The organism is Pelomonas sp. SE-A7 (assembly GCF_030345705.1).
GTDB lineage: Bacteria > Pseudomonadota > Gammaproteobacteria > Burkholderiales > Burkholderiaceae_C > JAUASW01.
Map to the genome: position 1 here is coordinate 428505 of NZ_JAUASW010000002.1, position 20912 is coordinate 449416.

General features: G+C 66.4%; 26 protein-coding genes. 5 read left to right on the top strand and 21 right to left on the bottom strand.

Annotated elements, in window-relative coordinates; genetic code table 11:
- Window positions 1-30: 30 nt before the first annotated feature.
- The 6 genes from QT382_RS16010 to QT382_RS16035 form a co-directional block, all read right to left on the bottom strand.
- On the bottom strand, window positions 31-645 hold the full coding sequence (locus tag QT382_RS16010; protein ID WP_289255091.1) for a PEP-CTERM sorting domain-containing protein: 615 nt from the start codon (window positions 643-645) through the stop codon (window positions 31-33).
- 139 nt (window positions 646-784) lie between these two features.
- A complete protein-coding gene (locus QT382_RS16015) occupies window positions 785-1381 on the bottom strand; it encodes an SCO family protein (protein WP_502929904.1) in 597 nt (198 codons plus the stop codon).
- 6 nt (window positions 1382-1387) lie between these two features.
- A complete protein-coding gene (gene cyoE / locus QT382_RS16020; RefSeq protein ID WP_289255092.1) occupies window positions 1388-2308 on the bottom strand; it encodes a heme o synthase in 921 nt (306 codons plus the stop codon).
- A gap of 10 nt (window positions 2309-2318) precedes the next feature.
- The gene (locus tag QT382_RS16025; RefSeq protein ID WP_289255093.1) at window positions 2319-3416 is read right to left on the bottom strand and encodes a COX15/CtaA family protein; all 1098 of its coding nucleotides are present in this window, start codon (window positions 3414-3416) and stop codon (window positions 2319-2321) included.
- Window positions 3417-3420: 4 nt separating this feature from the next.
- Window positions 3421-4110 carry an SCO family protein gene (locus QT382_RS16030; protein ID WP_289255094.1) on the bottom strand — a complete coding sequence of 230 codons (690 nt, stop codon included), beginning with the start codon at window positions 4108-4110 and terminating at the stop codon, window positions 3421-3423.
- Window positions 4073-4762 carry an SURF1 family protein gene (locus QT382_RS16035; protein ID WP_289255095.1) on the bottom strand — a complete coding sequence of 230 codons (690 nt, stop codon included), beginning with the start codon at window positions 4760-4762 and terminating at the stop codon, window positions 4073-4075. Before QT382_RS16035 ends, QT382_RS16030 begins: the two co-directional genes overlap by 38 nt.
- A 30-nt stretch (window positions 4763-4792) precedes the next feature.
- On the opposite strand from QT382_RS16035, the gene QT382_RS16040 reads away from it, so the two are divergent.
- Complete coding sequence (locus QT382_RS16040; RefSeq protein WP_289255096.1) at window positions 4793-5014, top strand: twin transmembrane helix small protein; 222 nt, start codon at window positions 4793-4795, stop codon at window positions 5012-5014.
- A 72-nt stretch (window positions 5015-5086) separates the two neighbouring features.
- Here the strand turns inward: QT382_RS16040 and QT382_RS16045 are convergent, their stop codons facing one another.
- The 7 genes from QT382_RS16045 to QT382_RS16075 form a co-directional block, all read right to left on the bottom strand.
- Window positions 5087-5974, bottom strand: coding sequence for a cytochrome c oxidase subunit 3 (locus tag QT382_RS16045; protein WP_289255097.1), 888 nt, complete (start codon window positions 5972-5974; stop codon window positions 5087-5089).
- Window positions 5975-6018: 44 nt separating this feature from the next.
- Window positions 6019-6252: a DUF2970 domain-containing protein gene (locus QT382_RS16050; RefSeq protein ID WP_289255098.1), complete on the bottom strand. Its 234-nt coding sequence runs from the start codon at window positions 6250-6252 to the stop codon at window positions 6019-6021.
- Window positions 6249-6860, bottom strand: coding sequence for a cytochrome c oxidase assembly protein (locus QT382_RS16055; RefSeq protein WP_289255099.1), 612 nt, complete (start codon window positions 6858-6860; stop codon window positions 6249-6251). Before QT382_RS16055 ends, QT382_RS16050 begins: the two co-directional genes overlap by 4 nt.
- Window positions 6861-6870: 10 nt before the next feature.
- Entirely contained in the window at window positions 6871-6981 is a 111-nt protein-coding gene (locus tag QT382_RS16060) for a cytochrome oxidase small assembly protein (RefSeq protein ID WP_289255476.1), read from the bottom strand.
- A gap of 11 nt (window positions 6982-6992) precedes the next feature.
- Complete coding sequence (ctaD, locus tag QT382_RS16065) at window positions 6993-8630, bottom strand: cytochrome c oxidase subunit I (protein ID WP_289255100.1); 1638 nt, start codon at window positions 8628-8630, stop codon at window positions 6993-6995.
- A 29-nt stretch (window positions 8631-8659) separates the two neighbouring features.
- Window positions 8660-9856, bottom strand: coding sequence for a cytochrome c oxidase subunit II (coxB, locus tag QT382_RS16070; RefSeq protein ID WP_289255101.1), 1197 nt, complete (start codon window positions 9854-9856; stop codon window positions 8660-8662).
- A gap of 224 nt (window positions 9857-10080) precedes the next feature.
- Complete coding sequence (locus QT382_RS16075) at window positions 10081-10992, bottom strand: biotin synthase (protein ID WP_289255102.1); 912 nt, start codon at window positions 10990-10992, stop codon at window positions 10081-10083.
- A gap of 187 nt (window positions 10993-11179) precedes the next feature.
- On the opposite strand from QT382_RS16075, the gene QT382_RS16080 reads away from it, so the two are divergent.
- Together QT382_RS16080 and trmL are read left to right on the top strand one after the other, a co-directional pair.
- A complete protein-coding gene (locus QT382_RS16080) occupies window positions 11180-11749 on the top strand; it encodes a ComF family protein (RefSeq protein ID WP_289255103.1) in 570 nt (189 codons plus the stop codon).
- 4 nt (window positions 11750-11753) lie between these two features.
- The gene (trmL, locus tag QT382_RS16085) at window positions 11754-12224 is read left to right on the top strand and encodes a tRNA (uridine(34)/cytosine(34)/5-carboxymethylaminomethyluridine(34)-2'-O)-methyltransferase TrmL (protein ID WP_289255104.1); all 471 of its coding nucleotides are present in this window, start codon (window positions 11754-11756) and stop codon (window positions 12222-12224) included.
- Here the strand turns inward: trmL and QT382_RS16090 are convergent, their stop codons facing one another.
- From QT382_RS16090 to QT382_RS16120, 7 genes are all read right to left on the bottom strand, one after another.
- Window positions 12225-13235 (bottom strand): NAD(P)H-dependent glycerol-3-phosphate dehydrogenase, encoded by a 1011-nt coding sequence (locus QT382_RS16090; RefSeq protein ID WP_289255105.1) that lies wholly within the window; start codon window positions 13233-13235, stop codon window positions 12225-12227.
- Between the two features lie 82 nt (window positions 13236-13317).
- Window positions 13318-13806, bottom strand: a complete 489-nt coding sequence (gene secB / locus QT382_RS16095; RefSeq protein WP_289255106.1) for a protein-export chaperone SecB — start codon at window positions 13804-13806, stop codon at window positions 13318-13320.
- Between the two features lie 114 nt (window positions 13807-13920).
- The gene (gene grxC, locus QT382_RS16100) at window positions 13921-14178 is read right to left on the bottom strand and encodes a glutaredoxin 3 (protein WP_289255107.1); all 258 of its coding nucleotides are present in this window, start codon (window positions 14176-14178) and stop codon (window positions 13921-13923) included.
- 41 nt (window positions 14179-14219) lie between these two features.
- Entirely contained in the window at window positions 14220-14633 is a 414-nt protein-coding gene (locus QT382_RS16105; RefSeq protein WP_289255108.1) for a rhodanese-like domain-containing protein, read from the bottom strand.
- 75 nt (window positions 14634-14708) lie between these two features.
- Window positions 14709-16223, bottom strand: coding sequence for a methyl-accepting chemotaxis protein (locus tag QT382_RS16110; protein WP_289255109.1), 1515 nt, complete (start codon window positions 16221-16223; stop codon window positions 14709-14711).
- Window positions 16224-16299: 76 nt separating this feature from the next.
- Window positions 16300-16725 carry a type 2 periplasmic-binding domain-containing protein gene (locus tag QT382_RS16115; RefSeq protein WP_353957279.1) on the bottom strand — a complete coding sequence of 142 codons (426 nt, stop codon included), beginning with the start codon at window positions 16723-16725 and terminating at the stop codon, window positions 16300-16302.
- 16 nt (window positions 16726-16741) lie between these two features.
- Window positions 16742-17971, bottom strand: a complete 1230-nt coding sequence (locus tag QT382_RS16120) for a porin (RefSeq protein ID WP_289255110.1) — start codon at window positions 17969-17971, stop codon at window positions 16742-16744.
- A 229-nt stretch (window positions 17972-18200) separates the two neighbouring features.
- On the opposite strand from QT382_RS16120, the gene gpmA reads away from it, so the two are divergent.
- Entirely contained in the window at window positions 18201-18944 is a 744-nt protein-coding gene (gene gpmA / locus QT382_RS16125; protein WP_289255111.1) for a 2,3-diphosphoglycerate-dependent phosphoglycerate mutase, read from the top strand.
- Window positions 18945-18971: 27 nt separating this feature from the next.
- On the top strand, window positions 18972-19781 hold the full coding sequence (otnI, locus tag QT382_RS16130) for a 2-oxo-tetronate isomerase (RefSeq protein ID WP_289255112.1): 810 nt from the start codon (window positions 18972-18974) through the stop codon (window positions 19779-19781).
- Here the strand turns inward: otnI and QT382_RS16135 are convergent.
- Complete coding sequence (locus QT382_RS16135; protein ID WP_289255113.1) at window positions 19763-20878, bottom strand: HD-GYP domain-containing protein; 1116 nt, start codon at window positions 20876-20878, stop codon at window positions 19763-19765. The two genes, otnI and QT382_RS16135, sit on opposite strands and share 19 nt — an antisense overlap.
- Between the last annotated feature and the right edge of the window lie 34 nt (window positions 20879-20912).

Sequence of the window (20912 nt, forward strand, 5' to 3'; positions counted from 1 at the left end):
TTTCTCTTGGGCAAGGATATGGTGGTGCGGTCAGGAAGGCCGTCGCCTGATGACCGTCAGGGCCCCCATGCCAGCGATCAGCAAGGCCAGGGCGCCGGGCTCGGGCACCTCGCGGCTGACGGCAACCACATTGGTGAAGGCGAAGGTCTCGTCGAAATAGTTGAAATCGCTGCCAAAACGCGAGTCCAGGTCCTCGAAGGCCACATAGGTGCCCGCCGGAATGGGCCCATCACCGCTGAACGAGGTCGAGTAGATATGGTTGCTGCCATCGACGTTCATGGCCATGTCCGAATACCAGGGGCCCACATCGCCAGGCGCCAAGTTCAGCATGACGAAGACGATCTGGTCCCCAGCCATCACATTGCCCAGCATCAGCGAGTCGCCAACCGACGATGACTGGTTGTTCAAGCCCTGAATGCCCGTGGCCACGCCATTGACCAGCATGGTCAGCTCATTGGTGAAGCCCGCATTCGAGCCCAGGAAGTAGGCCGTGATGCTGCCCGTCGAGGCGGCGGTGAACGAGTAGAGAATCGGGTTCTCAATGCCGGGATTGGCATAGGGGATCGCGTCGGCCTGGGCTGGATTCACCCAGGCCAGCGTCACCGCGACAAGGCCCGCGGCCAGCTTGGAACGGAGCTGAAGCATGAGTCACCTCCAGATCAAATTGCGCGATCAGCGCACGCATAGCGCGTGCCAACTGACCTAAGTGCCTGAGCTACAAGGACTTGATTCGGTCCACCCGCATCGGTATGCGGGCCGATGTAAAGGACTCCGACGACGGCGTTCAGCCCTTTTCGGCCAGCAGGAGCTTCAGGTCGCTGGCCAGCGCATCGGCGCCCGCGCCATAGCGGGAGAACACCCGCACCCGCCCGGCCCCGTCGAACAGAAAGCTGGCCGCCGTGTGGTCCATGGTGTAGCTGCCTTCGGCCTTGCCCGGCACCTTGGCGAAGAAGACCTTGAAGGCCTTGGCGGCCTCCTTGATCTGCTCGGGGCTGCCGCGCAGCGCCACGAAGCTGGGGTCGAAGCTGGCGAGATAGGCGCGCAGCAGCTCGGGCGTGTCGCGCTCGGGGTCGACGGTCACGAAGATGCCCTGCACCCGGTCGCCGTCCGGACCCAGGTCCTTCTTGACACGGGCCAGCTCGGCCATGGTGGTGGGGCAGACATCCGGGCACTGGGTGTAGCCGAAGAAGATCACCAGCACCTTGCCCTTGAAATCGCCCAGCGCGCGCTCGCGGCCGTCGATGTCGGGCAGGCGCAGTTCCTTGGCGTAGTCAGCGCCGGTCAGATCCACGCCCTGGAAGGCCGGCTTGGACGTGCCCGGCTGGCAGGCCGCGAGCATGGTGGTCGCGGCCAGGGCCGCCAGGAAGACACGTTTGCGCATGCTTGATCAGCCCAACCAGGGTTGCAGGTAATGGTCGACCAGCAGGGCCGCGAACAGCAGCGACAGATGCCAGATCGAGAACAGGAAGGTCTTGCGGGCCAGCGCATCCGAATAGTTGCGCCAGAGCTTCCACGCGTAGTGGCAGAAGCGCAGGCCCAGCACGATGGCGCCGGCCAGATAGACCCAGCCGCTCATGCCCGTCAAGAAAGGCAGCAGCGTGGCGGCGAACAGGATCCAGGTGTAGAGCAGCACCTGCAACCGCGTGAAGTCGGAGCCATGCGTCACCGGCAGCATGGGCAGGCCGGCGCGGGCGTAGTCCTCGGTGCGGTACAGAGCCAGGGCCCAGAAATGCGGCGGCGTCCACAGGAAGATGATCAGGCACAGCAGCATGGCCTCGGGGCCCACATCGCCGCGCATCGCCGCCCAGCCCAGCACCGGCGGCATCGCGCCCGAGGCGCCGCCGATGACGATGTTCTGCGGCGTCAGCGGCTTCAGGATCACCGTGTAGACGATGGCATAGCCGACGAAGGTGGCGAAGGTCAGCCACATGGTCAGCGGATTGACCCAGAACCACAGCAAGGCCGAACCGGCGGCACACAGCAATCCCGAGAACAGCAGGGTCTGGCTGCGGCTCAGCTCGCCCTTGGCCGTGGCACGCCAGGCGGTGCGCTTCATCTTGGCGTCGATCTGCTGCTCGATCAGGCAGTTGAAGGCGGCGGCCGCGCCGGCCACCAGCCAGATGCCGGCGGTGGCCGCCAGCAGGGTCAGCCACTGCTCGCCCTGCGGCAGACCCGGGATGGCCAGGGCCATGCCGATGACGGCGCAGAACACGATCAGCTGCACCACGCGCGGCTTGGTCAGCTGGTAGAACTGCTGCCAGCGCGGGTTCAGCGGCGGCACGGCGGCGGAGGTCGTCGACGAGGACATAGGGCGGAGTCTATTGTTTTGCGCGGCCGCGCATCATCAGCACGGTCAGCAGGGTCAGTAGCAGGCCGGCGCCGGCCGTGTGGGCCAGGGCGGCGACGATGGGCCAGTCGAGCACCACGTTCGAAAGGCCGGAGAGGACTTGCAGCGCCAGCACGGCGCCGAGCCGGCGCGACCAGCGGCATTGGCCGATCTGGGCCAGGCGCCAGACCAAGGCCAGCAGCGCGAGCGTCACCACCAGGGCGCCGATGCGGTGCGTCAGATGGATGGCGGTGAGCGCCTCGTAAGGCAACCAGCCGCCTTGAGCGTCCACGCCCAGGTGGCGCCAGAGGGTGAAGCCGGCCGCGAAGTCGGTGGCCGGCCACCATTGACCGGAATGGCAGCTGGGGAAGTCATCGCAGGCCAGCACCGCATAGTTGGTGCTGACCCAGCCGCCCAGCGCCACCTGCAGCAGCACCAGCAGCCAGACGGCCAGCAAGCCGCGACGCAGGGCCGGCGACAGGGCCACCAGCTTGGGTTCGTAGATCTGGGCCTGCGCGGCCAGCAGCATCAAGAGGCCCAGGCCGAACAGCAGATGCAGGGTGACGATGGCCGGGAACAGCTTCATGGTCACGGTCAGCGCGCCGAAGGCGCCCTGGACCAGCACCCAGACCAGGGTGAGCGTGGGCCACCAGGGCGAGGGCCGCGGCAGGCCCTTCTCATCCTTGGCGCGCCAGCCATAGAAGCACAGCAGCAGGATCAGGAAACCGACCATGCCCGCCAGGTAGCGGTGGGTCATCTCTATCCAGGCCTTGCCATGGGTGACCGGGCCGGTGGGCATGGCCGTCTGCGCGGCCTGGATCTCGGCACGCGCGGCGAACGGGTGGGCTTCGCCGTAGCAGCCCGGCCAGTCCGGACAGCCCAGGCCGGAATCGGTCAGGCGGGTAAAGGCGCCGAACACCACCAGATCAAAGGTCAGGAACAGGGTCAGCAGCGTCAGCCCCTGCAGCCAGGCGCGCGAGCCCACGGCCGCGCCGCGCTGGCGCCGCCAGAGCCACAGCAGCGGCAGGCCGCCCAGCAGGGCGGCGAGCAGCAAGAGCTTGGCCAGCGGTGCGAGATCGAATCCGCTCATCGCCTCAGCGCCCGGGCTTGTCCCAGCCGGCATTGGCCTTCATCAGGCGGTCCAGGTCGCGCTTGATCTTGCCGGGATCGGGATCGACCGGCGTGCGCATCATCCAGCGGCCCATGGGATCGACCAGGTACAGGTGCTCGCGCAGCTGGTGGCCCTTCTGCGGCTGCAGCCAGGCTTCGAGCTGGGCCTTGGGCACGCGCAGCGCGCGCAGCGGCACGCCTTGCGAGATGACCTGCTGCAGCTCGGGGCGCAGCGGCTCGCCGTCGGGGATCAGCCAGAGCTTGTCCAGCTTGTCGCGTTCCTTGCCCAGCATCTCGCGCAGCTGGCGCTGCATGAACAGCTGGGCGTCGCAGGCCTGGTCGCAGGCCGAGGGCTGGACCGCCACCAGCAGCCACTGGCCCTTGAGGCTTTCGGCCGTCACCTTGGCGCCGTCCAGAGCGCTCAGCTGCAACGCCTCGGGAATGTCCTTGGTCGGCATGATCAGCTGGCTGTAGGCGCTACCGCTTAGGCGCAGCACATAGAAGCTGTAGTACGAGGCCAGCACCGGCATCGCGCAGATCACGATGACGGCCAGCGCCTGCCAGCGGCCGCGGCGGGTCATGGCCGTGCGCTTGTCGGGCTGCGGTGCGCTGTGCACCGTCAGGCTGACCGGTTGATCAGCGGTTTCGGGGGCGGAGGACTTGGAACCAGACATAGAGACCCAGGATCAGCGCGGCAAGCGCAAACCATTGAAAGGCGTAACCGTAGTGCTTGGACAGGCCCAGATCGGGCGCCGGCCAGTCGCGAGGCAGGGAGTCGGCGCCCGCGGTCTGCCAGACCGCCAGCGGCAGCAGCTTCAGCCCGGTTTCGCGGGCGTAGGCGGCCGGGTCGAGATTCTGCCGGATAGACCCGGCACCGGCTTCGCCCAGCTGATAGGCCCGCGACGGCGTGGCCGCCACCCGCCCTTCCACGTCGACCAGGCCGGCCGGAGTTTCCAGCTGAGGCAGCTTGTCATGCTGGCGCGGGTCGACCGGCAGCCAGCCGCGCTGAACCAGCACGAACTCGTCGCGACCTTCCAGCTTCAGCGGCGTCACTGCAAAGAAACCCGAGCGGCCCTGCATGTGCCGGTTGTCGAGGAAGACTGTGTGATCGGCCAGCCATTCGCCACGCAGCTTGACCTTGCGGTGAAGGGGCATCGGCTGCTCCAGCAGGGCCGAGGCCGGCAGCGGCGCGGCTCGTTCGCCGGCATCGAGCGCCGTCTGCAGCGCCTTCTTCTCGGCCGCCCGGTCGAGCTGCCACCAGCCCAGGCGTGCGGTCACCACCACGCCGACCAGCGCCGCGGCAAGCACTACCCAGCGACGGCTCATCGCTGCACCCCGATGGAATAATCGCGAACCATGAAATTCCTGATCGTGATCGGCCTCATCGCCGTGCTGGGTGCCCTGGCCTCGGCCGGTTTCTTCATGCTTCGCAAGGGCCAGAAGAGCGACGGCCGCGACGCCCGCATGGCGCGGGCCCTGGCGGTGCGCGTGGGCGTGTCCGTGGCTTTGTTCCTGCTCATCCTGCTGGCCTACTTCATGGGCTGGATCCAGCCCACCGGCGTGCCGATGGGGCACTGAAGAAGAAGAAATAAGAAAGCGCCGCATCGCGGCGCTTCTTCTTTGGGGCTCACGGGCAGTGACGCCCTCGCCTTACATCCAGTAGACGACGATGTACAGGCCCAGCCAGACCACGTCCACGAAGTGCCAGTACCAGGCCGCGCCTTCGAAGCCGAAGTGGCGGTCCTGCGTGAAATGGCCTTTGTGCAGGCGCAGCGTGATGAACAGCAGCATCAGCATGCCGACGAACACGTGGAAGCCGTGGAAGCCCGTCAGCATGAAGAAAGTCGAGCCGAACACGCCCGAGTTCAGCTTCAGGTTCAGCTCATGGTAGGCGTGGTAGTACTCGTAGCCCTGGAAGCCCAGGAACACGATGCCCAGCAGCACGGTGATCCACATGAAGCCTATCGTCTTGCTGCGGTTGCCGGCCAGGATGGCGTGGTGGGCAATGGTCAGCGTGACGCCCGAGGTCAGCAGCAGGGCCGTGTTGATGGTCGGGATCGGCCAGGGACCCATGGTCTGGAACGCATCCACCGTGCCGGCCGGAGCCGCCGTGGCGCCAGCGGCCACCGTGGGCCACAGGGCCTTGAACGTGGGCCACAGGATGGCGTTGTCCAGGCTGCCGAGGTTGGGCACCGCGTGCAGGCGGGCCCAGTACAGCGCGCCGAAGAAGGCGCCGAAGAACATCACCTCCGAGAAGATGAACCAGCCCATGCTCCAGCGGAACGAGATGTCGATCCGCTCGCTGTACAGGCCGCCTTCGCTTTCCTTGATCGCATCGCCGAACCACTGCTTGAGCACGAAGGCCCACCACAGCAGGCCGAAGATCAGCGAGTACATGCCCCAGCCGTGGCCGTTGATCCACTGGCCGGCGCCCAGGATCACGAAGAACAGGCCGATCGCGGCCATGACCGGATGGCGCGAGGGTCCTGGCACAAAGTAGTACGGGGCTTTCCCGTGGGAGCTGGTCGCTGCCGACATCTTTCTTCTCCTAGAACTAATGCAGTTCGGACTGGTTCATTCAATCAGCTGCTGGCCACGCCGCTGCCTATCACCCAATGGACAAGCAGCACCAAGGCCAGCACAAACACAACGGCTGCGATGAGGCCGGCGATGATCACATGCACCGGGTTCAATCGAGCCACATCCTTGTCGTAATCGGCGCCCCGACGGACGCCGAAAAAGGCCCAGGCAATCGCCTTGACCGTCTGCAGGAACGAGCCGGGCCGCTGGGCGGCTTCCTTCAGGTCCTGCGTCATGACTTGCTCTCGGCAGGCTCAGCGCTCTGGGCCTGCTTCTTCTTGCCCGCCACCTCGAAGAAGGTGTAGGACAGGGTGATGGTCTTCACGTCCTTGGGCAGCTTGGGGTCGATCACGAAGACCACCGGCCATTGCTTGCCCTCGCCCGCCGCCAACGTGTACTCGTTGAAGCAGAAGCACTCCAGCTTGTTGAAGTGGGCCGTGGCCTGCTTGGGCGCGTAGCTGGGGATGGCCTGGGCCGACATGGTCCGGTTCTGCACGTTCTTGAATTCGTACATCACCGTGGCCAGCTGGCCCGGATGGACTTCCAGGTGCGCGACCGCGGGCTTGAACTCCCAGGGGCCATGCGCATTGGCATCGAACTCGACCGTGATCGTGCGGCTGGTGTCGACCTGGGTGTTCTGCACATCCTTGGCCTTGACCGCATGTTGGCGCTCGGACAGCGACAGCACATTGATGCCCAGGGCCGAGCAGATCGCGTTGTACAGCGGCACCAGCGAGTAAGCGAAGCCGAACATCAGGGCAGCCACGACCGACAGCTTGCCGACCAGGCGCAGGTTGTCCCTGTGCAGGGCGGCCAGCCAACGGAGTTGCTGCTTGTCGGTCATCGTGCCGATCTCAGAAGCCGTACAGCGCGATCTTGGTGACGAAGCCGAGCGCGAACACCGCGGCCACCGACGCCAGGATCAGGGCCAGGCGGCGGTTGGCGCGACGTTGCTCTTCGGTCATGGCCATGGCGTTCAGCCGATCACCTTGGTGGCGGTCACGTCCAGCTTGGGCGGGTTCTCGAAGGTGTGGAACGGGGCCGGCGACGGCACTTCCCATTCCAGGCCTTCAGCCGCTTCCCACGGACGCTGGGGAGCCTTCTCGCCCTTGCCGCGCATCATCGGGATGGCGACGGCCAGGAAGAAGTAGACCTGCATCAGACCGAAGCCGAAGGCACCGACCGTGGCCACCGCATTGAAGTCGGCGAACTGCATCGGGTAGTCGGCATAACGGCGGGGCATGCCGGCCAGGCCCAGGAAGTGCATCGGGAAGAAGGTGACGTTGAAGAAGATCAGCGAGCCCCAGAAGTGGATCTTGCCGCGCGTCTCCGAGATCATCACGCCCGACCACTTCGGACCCCAGTAGTACACGCCGGCGAACAGCGCGTACAGCGAGCCGGCCACCAGCACGTAGTGGAAGTGGGCGACGACGTAATAGGTGTCCTGGATCTGGATGTCGATCGGCGCCATCGCGCAGATCAGGCCGGTGAAGCCGCCCATCGTGAACACGAAGATGAAGCCCACGGCCCACAGCATCGGGGTCTCGAAGGTCATCGAACCGCGCCACATCGTGGCCAGCCAGTTGAAGATCTTCACGCCGGTCGGCACCGCGATCAGCATCGTCGCGTACATGAAGAACAGCTGGCCCGTCACCGGCATGCCGGTGGCGAACATGTGGTGGGCCCAGACGATGAAGGACAGGATCGCGATCGAGGCGGTCGCGTAGACCATCGAGGCATAGCCGAACAGGCGCTTGCGGGCGAAGGCCGGGACGATCTGGCTCACGATGCCGAAGGCCGGCAGGATCATGATGTAGACCTCGGGGTGGCCGAAGAACCAGAAGATGTGCTGGTACATCACCGGGTCACCACCGCCGGCGGCGCTGAAGAACGAGGTGCCGAAGTGGCGGTCGGTCAGCGTCATCGTGATGGCGCCGGCCAGCACCGGCATCACGGCGATCAGCAGGTAGGCGGTGATCAGCCAGGTCCAGGCGAACATCGGCATCTTCATCAGCGTCATGCCCGGAGCGCGCATGTTCAGGATGGTGACGATGATGTTGATCGAACCCATGATCGACGAGGCGCCGAGGATGTGCATCGCGAAGATGCCGGCATCCATCGAGGGGCCCATCTGCAGCGTCAGCGGCGCATACAGCGTCCAGCCGGCGGCCGGGGCGCCACCGGGCATGAAGAACGAGGCGACCAGCATGATGGCGGCGGGGATCATCAGCCAGAAGCTGAAGTTGTTCATCCGCGCGAAGGCCATGTCCGAGGCACCGATCTGCAGCGGGATCATCCAGTTCGCGAAGCCCACGAAGGCCGGCATGATCGCGCCGAACACCATGATCAGACCGTGCATGGTCGTGAACTGGTTGAACAGCTCGGGATTGAAGAACTGCAGGCCGGGCTGGAACAGCTCGGCGCGGATGCACAGGGCCAGCACGCCGCCGATCATCAGCATCGTGAAGGCGAACAGCAGGTACAGCGTACCGATGTCCTTGTGATTGGTCGCGAAGACCCAGCGACGCCAGCCCGTGGGGGCGTGATGATCATCGTGATGATCGTGGTCGTGGGCATGAGAGTCGTGACCGTGGTGGTCAAGCACTGCTGTCATGTCGATTCCTTGAAAGACGTCCGGTGTTCTTACTTGCGGGCGGCCACGACTTCGGCGGGCTGCACGACCTGGCCGGTCTTGTTCGACCAGCTGTTCTTGGTGTAGGTGATCACGGCGGCGATCTCGGTGTCGCTCAGCTGCTTCCACGAGGGCATGGCGCCGTTGGCCTGGCCGTTCAGAACGACCGCGACCTGCTTGAGCTTGTCGTCGTTCAGCACCACCGGCGAGCCGTCCAGCGGCTTGGCCGTGCCGGCGCCCTTGCCGTCAGGCTTGTGGCAGACGGCGCAGTTGGACGTGTAGACCTTCTCGCCGCGGGCGACCAGGGCGGCCAGTTCCCAGACCTTGCTGGGGTCGTCGGCCTTGGCGGCCATTTCCTTCTTCTTGCCATCGACCCACTGGCTGTACTCCTCGGCGGAGACAACCTTCACGTGGATGGGCATGTAGGCGTGTTCCTTGCCGCACAGCTCGGCGCACTGGCCGTAGAAGTCGCCGGTCTGCTCGGCCTTGAACCAGGTGTCGCGCACGAAGCCGGGGATCGCATCCTGCTTGACGCCGAAAGCCGGCACCATCCAGGCGTGGATCACGTCCTGGGCGGTGGTGATGATGCGCACCTTCTTGCCGACCGGTACGACCAGGGGGTTGTCCACCTTCAGCAGGTAGTTGTCGACCGCCTCGGGCTTGCCCGAGTCGGAGGCGATGCGCTGAGCCACATCCAGCGTGGCCAGGAAGCCAATGCCCTCGCCCTCGCCCTTCAGGTAGTCGTAGCCCCACTTCCACTGGTAGCCGGTGGCCTTGATGGTGATGTCGGCATTGGTCGTGTCCTTCATCGCGACCACGACCTTGGTGGCCGGCAGGGCCATCAGAATCACGATCACGAAGGGCACCACGGTCCAGGCCACCTCGACCGCCACGCTCTCGTGGAAGTTGGCGGAGACCGCGCCCTTGCTCTTGCGGTGCTTCCAGATGGAATAGAACATCACGCCGAAAACGGCGATGAAGATCACCAGGCAGATGACCAGCATGAAGTTGTGCAGCCACATCTGCTCGGTCGCGATCTTGGTGACCGGCGGGTGCAGGTTGAGCTGATTGACGGCCGGGCCGCCCGGCAGGTCCTTCACCGCAGGGCCCGCCAGGGCCGCCTGGACGGCAAGCGTGCTGCCCAGGGCCAGCGCCAGCTGACCGATCCGGCGCCCAACTTGATGCACTCGCTCGTTCATCATTTTCATGGTCGTCACTTCAGTTTCAATTTCAACCCAGGAATGCCGACGCGGCCCGCCAAGGCCGCCTCCACATCCATCGCTTTTTTGCCCCGCGGGGCTGCACTTTTCTAGAGTTGCGCCCCGGACGGACGTGCCAGGTCTTGACCGGTCGGCCGGGCGCAAAAATGGTCAGCCGCGCATTTTAGCCCAGGCCCAGCAGCACAAAGCCGCCAAGAAAGGCTTGACTTGGCTCAGCGCGGTCCGCCGCCACGCACCATGGCCCGCATCTGCTCCAGCGAGACCGTGGTCTCGGCCGCCATGCGAGCCTTGGACAGCGGCTTGAACGCATGGCCATAGATCAGCTCGACCCGGGCGCGCAGCAGACCGTCGGCGCCGCGCAACGTCTCCAGCGCATCCAGCAGCTTGGCCCGCCAGCCGCGTCCGCGCAAACCGGCAAAGCGGCGCGGCGAGACATTGCCGCCCAGCGCCCGCAGGTCCTCCAGCAGGCGCTCGGGGCTGGTCCAGGTCAGGGTCAGCAGTTCCTGGTCCATGACGGGGTCGGCAAAGCCGGCCTGGACCAGCTCGTCGCCAATGTCATGCATGTCAATCCAGGGCGGCGCAGGCTCGCCCCAGCCTTCGCGGGCATAGAGCGGCCGCAGCTCGACGAAGCTGTCCGGCCCCAGGCAGGAGAACATCAGGAAGCCGTCCACGGCCAGTGCCTGCTGCCAGCTGCGCAGCAGCGGCGCCAGCTGCTCGCTGGCATGCAGGCACATATTGGCCCAGAGCAGTTCGGCAGCCCCCGGGCTCAGCTGGTCGGGCAGGCAATGCTCAGGATGGGCGCGCCGCAGCAGCCTGTCCAGCCAGCCGGGCTGGGGCGCGCGACTCGGGTCCCGGTCGACCCAGACCTGCCGGGCCTGCGGATAGGCCTGGACCAGATCCGCCTGACTGCCCCCCAACCAGGCCGACCACTGCAGCACGGTCTTGGGCTGCAGCTTGATCATCGGAAGTCGCTCGGCCATGCGGCGCGAAACCTCGCGGTGCAACCAGGGCGCCTCGTCGGCCGCCAGCAGGCGCCTGCGCTGCCTTTGCACGGCGACCGGGTCGACGGCAACCGCCTGCGCCGGCAGTGATTCGGGAGAAGGAGCGACCGGCGGCTGCGACATGGGCCGGCAGTATATTGAGCCGATGCCAGCGCGGCCTCTGCCCCCGTCCAAGCCCGCACGCTTCGAGCGGCTGTTGGCGACCTGCTCCAGTCAATGTGCGATCTGCAGAGCCTGGTCGGATGAGCGCATCTGCCGTGCCTGCCAGACCCTGCATCTGCGCCCCGCGGCACGCTGCCCCCGCTGCGCCTTGCGCCTGGCTACGGTCGATTCGCCCTGCCTTGCCTGCCTGCGCGAACAGCCACCGCTGGACCGCTGCGTTGCCGCGCTGGACTACGCCTTTCCGTGGGACCGGCTGCTGCAGCGCTACAAGTTCCATCAGGGGATTGAGTTGAGACGCCCGTTGCTCGACTTGCTGGACCAATCGCTGGACGCTGCCGAGGTCGCGATGCCCGACTGGCTGCTGGCCGTGCCGCTGAGCGAGCAACGCCTGCGTGAACGGGGCTACAACCAGGCCCATGAACTGGCCAAGGCCCTGGCCCAGCGGCGCGGTCTGCGCTGCGACGCCGACTTGCTGCAGCGTCTGCGCCAGGGCCCGTCCCAGAGCAGCCTGCCGCTTGCCGAACGCAAGGACAACGTCAAGCAGAGCTTTGCTGTCGAGCCGAGTCGCCTGGCTGAGCTGCGCGGCACACAGGTCGCCCTGCTGGACGACGTGATGACCACCGGCGCCACGCTCTTCGAGCTGGCCCGCAGCTTGCGCCAGGCCGGCGTGGCCGGGGTCCAGGCCTGGGTGCTGGCGCGTACGCCGGCGGCACAATGAGGCCATGTTCCATATCGTCCTGGTCCATCCCGAGATCCCGCCCAACACTGGCAACGTGATCCGGCTGGCCGCCAACACCGGTTGCAGCCTCCACTTGATCGAGCCCCTGGGCTTCTCGATGGAGGACAAGCTCCTGCAGCGCGCCGGCCTCGACTATCACGAGTACACGGCCGTGCTGCGCCACGCCTGCTGGCAGGCCTTCCTGGACCAGGTGCAGCCGTCGCGCGAACGCATGTTTGCGTTCACGACCAAGGGCAGCCATCCGTTCGCCGAGCAGCGCTGGCAGCCGGGCGACTACCTGGTGTTCGGCTGCGAGACCTCGGGCCTGCCGGCCGAGCTGCGCGACAGCTTCCCGACCGGGCAGCGCGTGCGCCTGCCCATGCTGCCGGGCCAGCGCAGCCTCAACTTGAGCAACAGCGTGGCGGTGGCGGTGTTCGAGGGCTGGCGGCAGAACGGCTACGAAGGCGCAGCCTAGTCAATGTTCTGACCGTGCCTGCCGCCCCATCAACAGGTCGATGGCATCCAGCACGCTGAGCCGACCTTCGAGCACTTCGACGACGGCGGCCGTGATCGGCATTTCCACGCCATTGGCTTGAGCCCGCGCCAGCACCGTCGGCGCGCTGTAGACGCCTTCGGCCACATGGCCCAGGCGCTGCAGGATCTCCGGCAAGGCCAGGCCCTCGGCCAGCATCAGGCCGACCCGGCGATTGCGAGAAAGGTCGCCGGTAGCCGTCAGCACCAGGTCGCCCATGCCGGACAGGCCCATGAAGGTCTCGGTCCGCGCTCCCAGGCTTTGGCCCAGGCGCAGCATCTCGGCCAGGCCGCGGGTGATCAGGGCGGCGCGCGCATTCAGGCCCGGTGCCTGCGAGGCATTGCCCAGGCGCTCGGCCCGCAGCCGCAGGCCGTCGGCGATGCCGACGGCGATAGCCATCACGTTCTTGACCGCACCACCCACCTCGACGCCCACCGGGTCGTTCGAGCTGTAGACACGCATGCGTTCGCCGTGAAAGGCCTCGATGCCCAGCTGGGCCAGGGCAGGGTCCTCGCTGGCCGAGACCAGCGCCGTGGGCTGGCCGGCGGCGACTTCCTGAGCAAAGCTGGGCCCGGACAGGATGCCGACCTTGAGCCGCGGCTGGACCGCGCGGGCGATTTCATGGCCCAGCAGGCCGGTGCCGGCCTCGAAGCCCTTGCACAGCCACATCACCTGCGCGCCATCGGGCAGGCGGACCAGCATCTCGCGCAGCGCCGCCATCGGCGTGGCCACGATCAGAAGCTCGCCAAAGCGCAGCGCCGCCTCGAAATCGCTGCTCAACTGCAGACCGGGCGGCAGCTGGGCTTCGGGCAGATAACGGGTATTGCAGCGGCTGGCCCGCATGGCCGCCACGGAGGATTCCTCGCGCGCCCACAGCATCACCTCGTGCCGGGCCGCGGCCTGGATCGCCAGGGCCGTGCCCCAGGCACCGGCGCCGAAAACCGTGATCCTCATCGCTAGCAATCTCCAGAAATGAACAAAGCGCGCCGCGCGTCTGCGTCGGCGCGCTTGATGCGCAGGATCTGAGCTGGTGGCTTCAGTTCAGCGTGGCGTCGGCCGGGGCACCGGCGGCGGCCTCGGCCTGCAGCTGCTGCAGGCGAGCCTGCTGCTGGGCTTCGAACATGGCCTGGAAGTTCATCTCGGTCAGCATCACGGGCGGGAAGCCGGCGCGGGTGCAGATGTCCGACACGATGGCGCGCAGATAGGGGTACAGGATCTGCGGGCAGACGACGCCGATGATGCCGTCCAGCTGCTCGTCCGGGATGTTGCGGATCTCGAAGATGCCGGCCTGCTTGGCTTCGACCAGGAACAGGGTGCGCTCGCCGACCTTGGTGGTGACCGTGGCGGTCACGCAGACTTCGAAGAAGCCTTCCATGGCGGCTTCAGCCGACAGCGTGATGCTGATGTCGACCTGGGGCTGCGACTGCTCCAGCAGGATTGCCGGCGAATTCGGCTGCTCCAGCGACAGGTCCTTCAGGTAGATGCGCTGGATCTGGAACACGGGGTTGTTGTTCTCGTCGGCCATGATGTGTCTCGAGGAAAAGTAAAGCCCGTCGACGATCGACGGGCAACGGCGGCAATTATGGCCTAGCCGCCTGACAGGCTTTCAGCGGGCATGCCCGCTCTTGCAATCCGGGAATCAGGCCGCAAGCAGGGCCTGGAGCTCGCCACGGTGGTCCAGGGCGACCAGCTCGTCGCAGCCCCCCACATGGGTGTCGCCGATGAAAATCTGCGGCACGGTGCGGCGCCCGGTCAGGGCCACCATGGCCTCGCGCTGGCCGGGGTCCAGGTCGACGCGGACCTCGTCGATCTGCACGACGCCGCGCTGCTTCAGCAAGTTCTTGGCCCGCACGCAGAACGGGCAGACCAGGGTGGTGTACATCTTCACGCGACTCATCGCGACTCAATCCTCGAACGACAACAACAGGGAAAGCAGGCTCAGCCGGCGCTGCGCTCGGTGGGCAGGTTGGCTTCGCGCCAAGCCTTGAGGCCACCGGCCAGCGGGCGGGCCTTTTCATAGCCCAGCTTGCGCAGCATGCCAGCTGCGCGTGCGGCGCGTGCGCCGCTCTGGCACATCACCACGATGGGCAAGGCCTTGTTCGAGGGCAGTTGCTTGTGGCCTTCGAGTGTGTTCAGCGGGATGCTGCGCGCGCCCTGGGCATGGCCGGCGGCGTATTCCTCGGCTTCGCAGACGTCGATCAGCACCGCCTTCTCGCGGTTGATCAGTCGCACGGCTTCGGCCGGTTCGACCGCACCGGCCGCGCCACCTTTGGCCAGCGCGGGCCACAGCAGCAGACCGCCGGACAGCACAGCAGTCAGGACCAGGTACCAGTTTTCGAGCAGGAAGTTCAAGAGCGCGTCCCGAATAGAAAAGGAGCGGGATTATAGGAATCCCGCTCCCTGGCCCGCCGACGCGGGGGTTTGTATTCAGGCCAGCTTGAAGGTCGAGACCGCGGTCTGCAGGCTGCGCGCCTGTTGCTCGAGGCTGCTGGCTGCTGCCGCCGCCTGCTCGACCAGGGCAGCGTTCTGCTGGGTCATCTGGTCCAGCTGGGTGATGGACTGGTTGACCTGGCCTATGCCCTGGCTCTGCTCGGAGGACGCCGCGGTGATCTCGCTGATGATGTCCGAGACCCGCTGCACGCTGGCCACGATCTCGGTCATGGTCGTGCCGGCGTCCTGGACCAGGCGGCTGCCGGACTCGACCTTCTCGACGCTGGCGCCGATCAAGCCCTTGATCTCCTTGGCCGCTTCGGCGCTGCGCTGGGCCAGACTGCGCACTTCGCCGGCCACCACCGCAAAGCCGCGGCCCTGCTCACCGGCCCGGGCCGCCTCTACCGCTGCATTGAGCGCCAGGATGTTGGTCTGGAAAGCGATGCCGTCGATCACGCCGATGATGTCGTTGATCTTCTTGGAGCTGGTGTTGATCTCGTCCATCGTCGAGACCACCTGCGAAACCACCTCGCCACCCTTCTGGGCCACCGCCGCTGCACTGCCGGCCAGCTGGTTGGCCTGGGCCGCTGCATCGGCGCTCTGGCGCACCGTGTCGGTCAGGGTCTGCATGTTGCTCGAGGTCTGCTCCAGCGAACTGGCCTGCTTTTCGGTACGCACCGACAGGTCCTGGTTGCCCACCGCTATTTCACGAGAAGCCACCGTCATCGAGTCGGTGCCGGTCCGGACGTTGGAGACGATGGCCGACAGGCCACGCGACATGTCGCGCACCGCCGCCAGCAGGCTCTGGTCGGCGCCGGGCGCCACATGGATGTCCTGCGAAAGGTCGCCGTCGGCCATGTGGCGCATCACGTCGCGCGCATATTCGGGTTCGCCGCCCAGCTGGCGCCAGACGCCGCCAATCACCAGGAAGGAGCCCGCCCCCAGGCACAGCACCACCACGGCGCCACTGAGGACGATGGCCCAGAGGCTGGACGACACGCCCTGCTGGGCCTTGTTCAGGCCCTGGTCGAAGCCTTCGCCGGCGTCCTTGCGAACCTTGGCGACCGTGCCTTCGAGCTGCTTGAGCGAGCTCTGCATCTTGGAGATCGCGCCGCCCTGGTCGCCCTGCTTCATGCCCATGAACATCTGGGCCGTGTCGACGGCGGCGCTGAAATACGCCTCGAAGTCCTTGCGCAGCAGGCCGGCCATTTCCTTCTTGCCTTCGATCTTCTCCAGCGTGGCCAGCACCTTGCGCAGCGCGGTGGCACGCTCGTTGGCTTCGTCCAGGCGTTTCTTCTCGCCCTCGGCCACGGCGCTCTGGATGGTGCCGCCCAGGGCCTCCAGCTGCGAGGCGAACTGGGTGCTGGCATCCAGGTAGGGATAGTCGACGTCGCCGACCGAGCGGATCGCATCGGAAGTGCGCGACGAGAACAGGAACACGATCGCAATGCCGATGGCAAAGATGACGGCCGCCAGGGCCGGCAGCAACCAGATCCGTGTCTTCACATTCATCTTCTAGTCTCCATCCAACAGCAGGGCGCGGAGCCCTCTCCGCGCCCTGTATTCCCAGCGACTCAGGGATCGTCCCTCAGTCGACGCTCAGCACCACCTTGACGCTGCCGTCCACCGCGGATTTCTCGATATAGCCTATCGCGTCGGGGTTGGAGGCGACAAATTTTTTCACGTCGGCCGAGCTGGCCAGTTCCTTGGGCGGCGTGCCCTTGCCGCTGAACACGATGCGAGACCAGGCCGCCTTGACCTGGGCCGCCTGCTTGCCGGTGACCTTGGAATAGAACAGCTCGCGGATGGCCGCGCTTTCGGCCTGGTCGACGGCGGCCGCCGTAGCGCCGCCCGGCAGGGTGCTGCTCTTGCCCAGGAAGATGCCGGCCACCTGGTCGGCCGTCATGCTGGCGGTCGCATTCTTGCTGTTGACGATCACGGCCACCTGGGCCTGGGCGGCGGCGCCGGCCAGTGACAGCAGCGCCAGGACGGTCAGATGCTTGAACTTCATCATGCTGTACCTCCCTGCGTCAGAACACCATGTCCACAGACAGGCTGTAGACGGAGACTCGGTTGGCGAAGTTGGAGGGCACGCCCAGCAACAGGCCCGGACCCTTGGGCGTGATGCGGTCGAGCTGGGCCTTCACTGCCACGTTGCGCATCGCGTCCCAGCGCACACCGGCCGCCAGCGTCTTCTCGTCGCGGCGTTGGCCGGCCACCACGCCTTCCACATTGGCGCTGAGGAAATTCAGCTGCGCCTGGGTGGCTGCCGGATAGCCGCTCTTGGGGATGGTGTTGTCCACGTTGCTGCTGATCTGCTTCAGCTGCGACACCGTGCCGTAGGGCGTGAACTTGCCGAAGCGATGGCCGACGGTCAGGTACCAGCCATTGGTATCGGAGGCATAGGTGTCGGTGCGGCGCTGGGTGTACTCGCTGCTCACCAGCCATTCGCCCTGGTCCCAGGTCAGGCCCAGGCCGGTGAAGCTGGCATCCTTGCCGTTCGGGTCCAGCTGGTTGCCGACCGACACCACCGAGGGGATGGGCACCGAGCGCAGGCCGGCCACCAGCGAATTCAGGGTAGCCGCATGCACCGTCAGCTTGCCCTGCAGCCGGCCGATGCGCAGGCTGACGCCGTTGTCCATCTCCAGCGTGGCGTTGAAGCCGACCAGGCTCTTCATCTCGACCTTGGTGCGCTGCACCATGGACTTGGCCTTGCCACCGAACACCTGGGCCGACAGCGAACCCAGGCCGGTGTTGGTCTGGTAGATCACGTCGGCGCCTTCGAAATTGCTGATGGGCACCTGACCATAGACGTCGTGCGGCGGGCGCAGCCAGGTGTTGGCATAGCCCACGTCGCGGAAGTCGGAGACCGCGAAGAACGGGCCGCCCATGCGTCCCACCCGGAACGACAGCGAGGGCATGGCCTGCATCTTGACGTAGGCCCATTCGACCTCGGGATTGAAGTTGCCGTCGCCGTTCTGCTTGGACAGCAATTGCACCGTGCCCGAGAACATGGCGTTGGCCTTGGCCGTCAGTTGCACGCCGAGCTTGCTGTCGACCTCGCCGCTCCAGGTCTTGCTGGCCCCGCGGTTCTGGCCAAAGATCGCGTACTGTCCGGTGTCGCTGTTGGTACCCGCCATGCCCAGCGTGGCGAAGCCCGACACCGAGAAGGCGCTGTCGCCGCTCTGAGCCTGCGCTCCCGCGCAGGCCAGTCCGGCCAGGACCAGAGGCGCCAGGCGCCACTTGCTGTTCTTCTGCATGCTCTGTCTCCTGCTCAAAAAACCAGAACAAATGAGGCGAGGAACGCGCACCGTGCGCGAAAGTCGCCCGAATCGATACTAGGACGAACGACTGGGCCGGGCTTGTGATTCGTCATTTCCTTCGTGGTTTGTGGACTCAGGGCAACGTGCCAAGGAAATAGTCCACAGTGGGGCCCTCGATAGAATCCCGCCAGCCCGAATCGGGCGGCCTTCCCCCTTGCCACAGACCATGTACAAGCTCGTGCTCATTCGCCACGGCGAATCGACCTGGAACCTCGAAAACCGCTTCACCGGCTGGACCGATGTCGACCTGACCCCCACCGGCGTGGCCCAGGCCCAGCAGGCTGGTCGCCTGCTCAAGGAAGCCGGCCTGGACTTCGACCTCACCTACACCTCGGTGCTCAAGCGCGCCGTCTGGACGCTGTGGCACTGCCTGGACCAGATGGACCGCACCTGGTTGCCGGTGATCCATGAATGGCGGCTCAACGAGCGCCACTACGGCGGACTGCAGGGCCTGAACAAGGCCGACATGGCCAAGCAGTACGGCGACGAGCAGGTGCTGATCTGGCGCCGCAGCTACGACACGCCGCCGCCGGCCCTGGAGGCCAGCGACCCGCGCAGCGAGCGCGGCGACATCCGCTACGCCGGCCTCAAGCCCGAGCAGATCCCGCTGACCGAATGCCTGAAGGACACCGTGGCCCGCGTGCTGCCGGCCTGGAACGAAGTCTTCGCCCCGGCCATCAAGAGCGGCAAGCGCGTGCTGATCGCCGCCCATGGCAACAGCATCCGTGCCCTGGTCAAGTACCTGGACGGCATTGCCGACGACGCCATCGTCGGGGTCAACATCCCCAACGGCATTCCGCTGGTCTACGAGCTGGACGAGAACCTGAAGCCGATCAAGAGCTACTACCTGGGCGACGCCGAAGCCGCCGCCAAGGCCGCAGCCGCCGTGGCCAACCAGGGCAAGGCCTGACCCCGGGGGCGGCGAGGCCTGCTAGTCATGCCGCGCTTCGCCGCCAACCTCAGCCTGCAGTACGGCGAACAGCCGCAGTTCCTCGACCGCTTTGCCGCCGCGGCTGCCGACGGCTTCCGCGCCGTCGAGTACCTCTTCCCCTACGAGCATGCACCCGAAGTGCTTGCCGGCCAGCTGCGCCAGCATGGCCTGCAGCAGGTGCTCTTCAACGCACCACCCGGCGACTGGGCGGCCGGCGAGCGCGGCCTGACTTGCCTGCCGAGCCGCGAACGGGATTTCGAAGCCAGCGTCGAGCAGGCCCTGAGCTATGCCCGGGCGCTGGATTGCCCCCGCATCCACCTGATGTCCGGCCTGCTGCCCGAAGGCCACAGCCGTGAGCAGCTCAAACCCCTGGTGGTGGAGCGTCTGCTCTGGGCCTGTGACCAAGCCGCCGCGGCCGGCATCACCCTGCTGCTCGAACCGATCAACGGCCGCGACATGCCGGGCTATTTCCTGAACCGGCAGGACCATGCGCTGGAGCTGATAGCCGCCGTGGCCCGGCCCAATCTCAAACTGCAGATGGACTGGTACCACTGCCAGGTCGTCGAAGGCGACGTGGCCACCAAGCTTCGCCGCACGATGGAACTGGGCCTGCTGGGCCATGTGCAGCTGGCCGGCGTGCCGCTGCGCCAGGAGCCCGACCAGGGCGAGCTGAGGACCGAGTACCTGCTCGAGCAGCTGGACGAGCTCGGCTACCAGGGCTGGGTCGGCTGCGAATACCGGCCGCGGGCCGGCACCTCGGCGGGGCTGGGATGGATCAGGCGCTGGATGCCGGCGATTCAGCCGATCAGGCCGTAGAGCCGTTCCAGCGGCACCCGCGCGGCCAGGCCCTTGTCGGTCTCGACCGCCTTGATCGCAAAGCCGGCCTGGCCGGTGTCGCGCTTGAAGGTCTGGGTGCTGGGCAGGCCGTGCTTGTCGGTCAGCGTGGCGGCCAGCGGAGTCTGCAGCGTGCTGCCGCGGCGGATGACGACGGCCTTCTCGCCGCTGGCCAGGTCCACCAGCTCTCCCGGCGGATAGAGGCCGAATTCCTTGATCAGCGTGGCCACCATGGGATGGCCCGGCCATTGAGCATAGGCCTGGCGGGCCGCCTCCTTGCAGTCCATGGGCGGGCGTGACTCGCGCCGGCTGATCTTGGCCAGGAACACATCGACCAGCCGCAGCAGCTGGGCAAGCTCCGAGACCACGGTGATGCCGCGTGGATAGCCGGCGCCGTCCGCATGCTCGTGATGCTCCAGCACGGCCTGCAGCCATTCGGCGTCGCTGATGCCGGCCGCCTGCAGCCGGGTGACGGCACTGATCGGATGCTGGCGCAGCTCGTCGCGCTGCTCCTGAGTCAGCCGGCCGTGAACGGCGAAGCGCGCCTGCAGATCGAAGGCCGTGAGGTTCATGGTCAGCGCCGCCATCATGGCGCTGCGCTGCCGGGACTCGTCCCAGCCCATGCGCGCCGCGACCAACTGGCAAAGAGCGCCCGAGAACACCGCATGCGTCAGGCCGTACATGCGCAGCTGGTGCTGCTCCTGCCGCATCATCTGGTAGATCGCCACGTCGGCATCCAGCTTGAGCATGGCCTCCAGCTCGTCACCCAGGCGCTCGCAGCCTTCGCGCAGCGCCGCCGGGTCAAGGTCGGGCCGGGCCAGGCTGTCCAGGCTCCAGTAGATCTGGTTCCAGCGCACGAACAGGCCCGGCGGCTTGGCCTCGACCTTGCGGCCGGCGGCCAGGGCCTTGATCTCCTCGACGTCGGCAAAGATGCCGCGGGCAAACAGCGCTTCCAGCTGGCCCTGGCTGAAGATCAGCTGGCCGCAGGCCAGCAACAGGCTGCCCTGTTCGTCCCGAACATTGAAGGGCAGGGTCTCGCCGACCTTGACCTGGCTGGCAACCAGCTTGAGCAACTGCATGATTCAGGCCGTCAAGGCTTGCAGAACGAGCAGC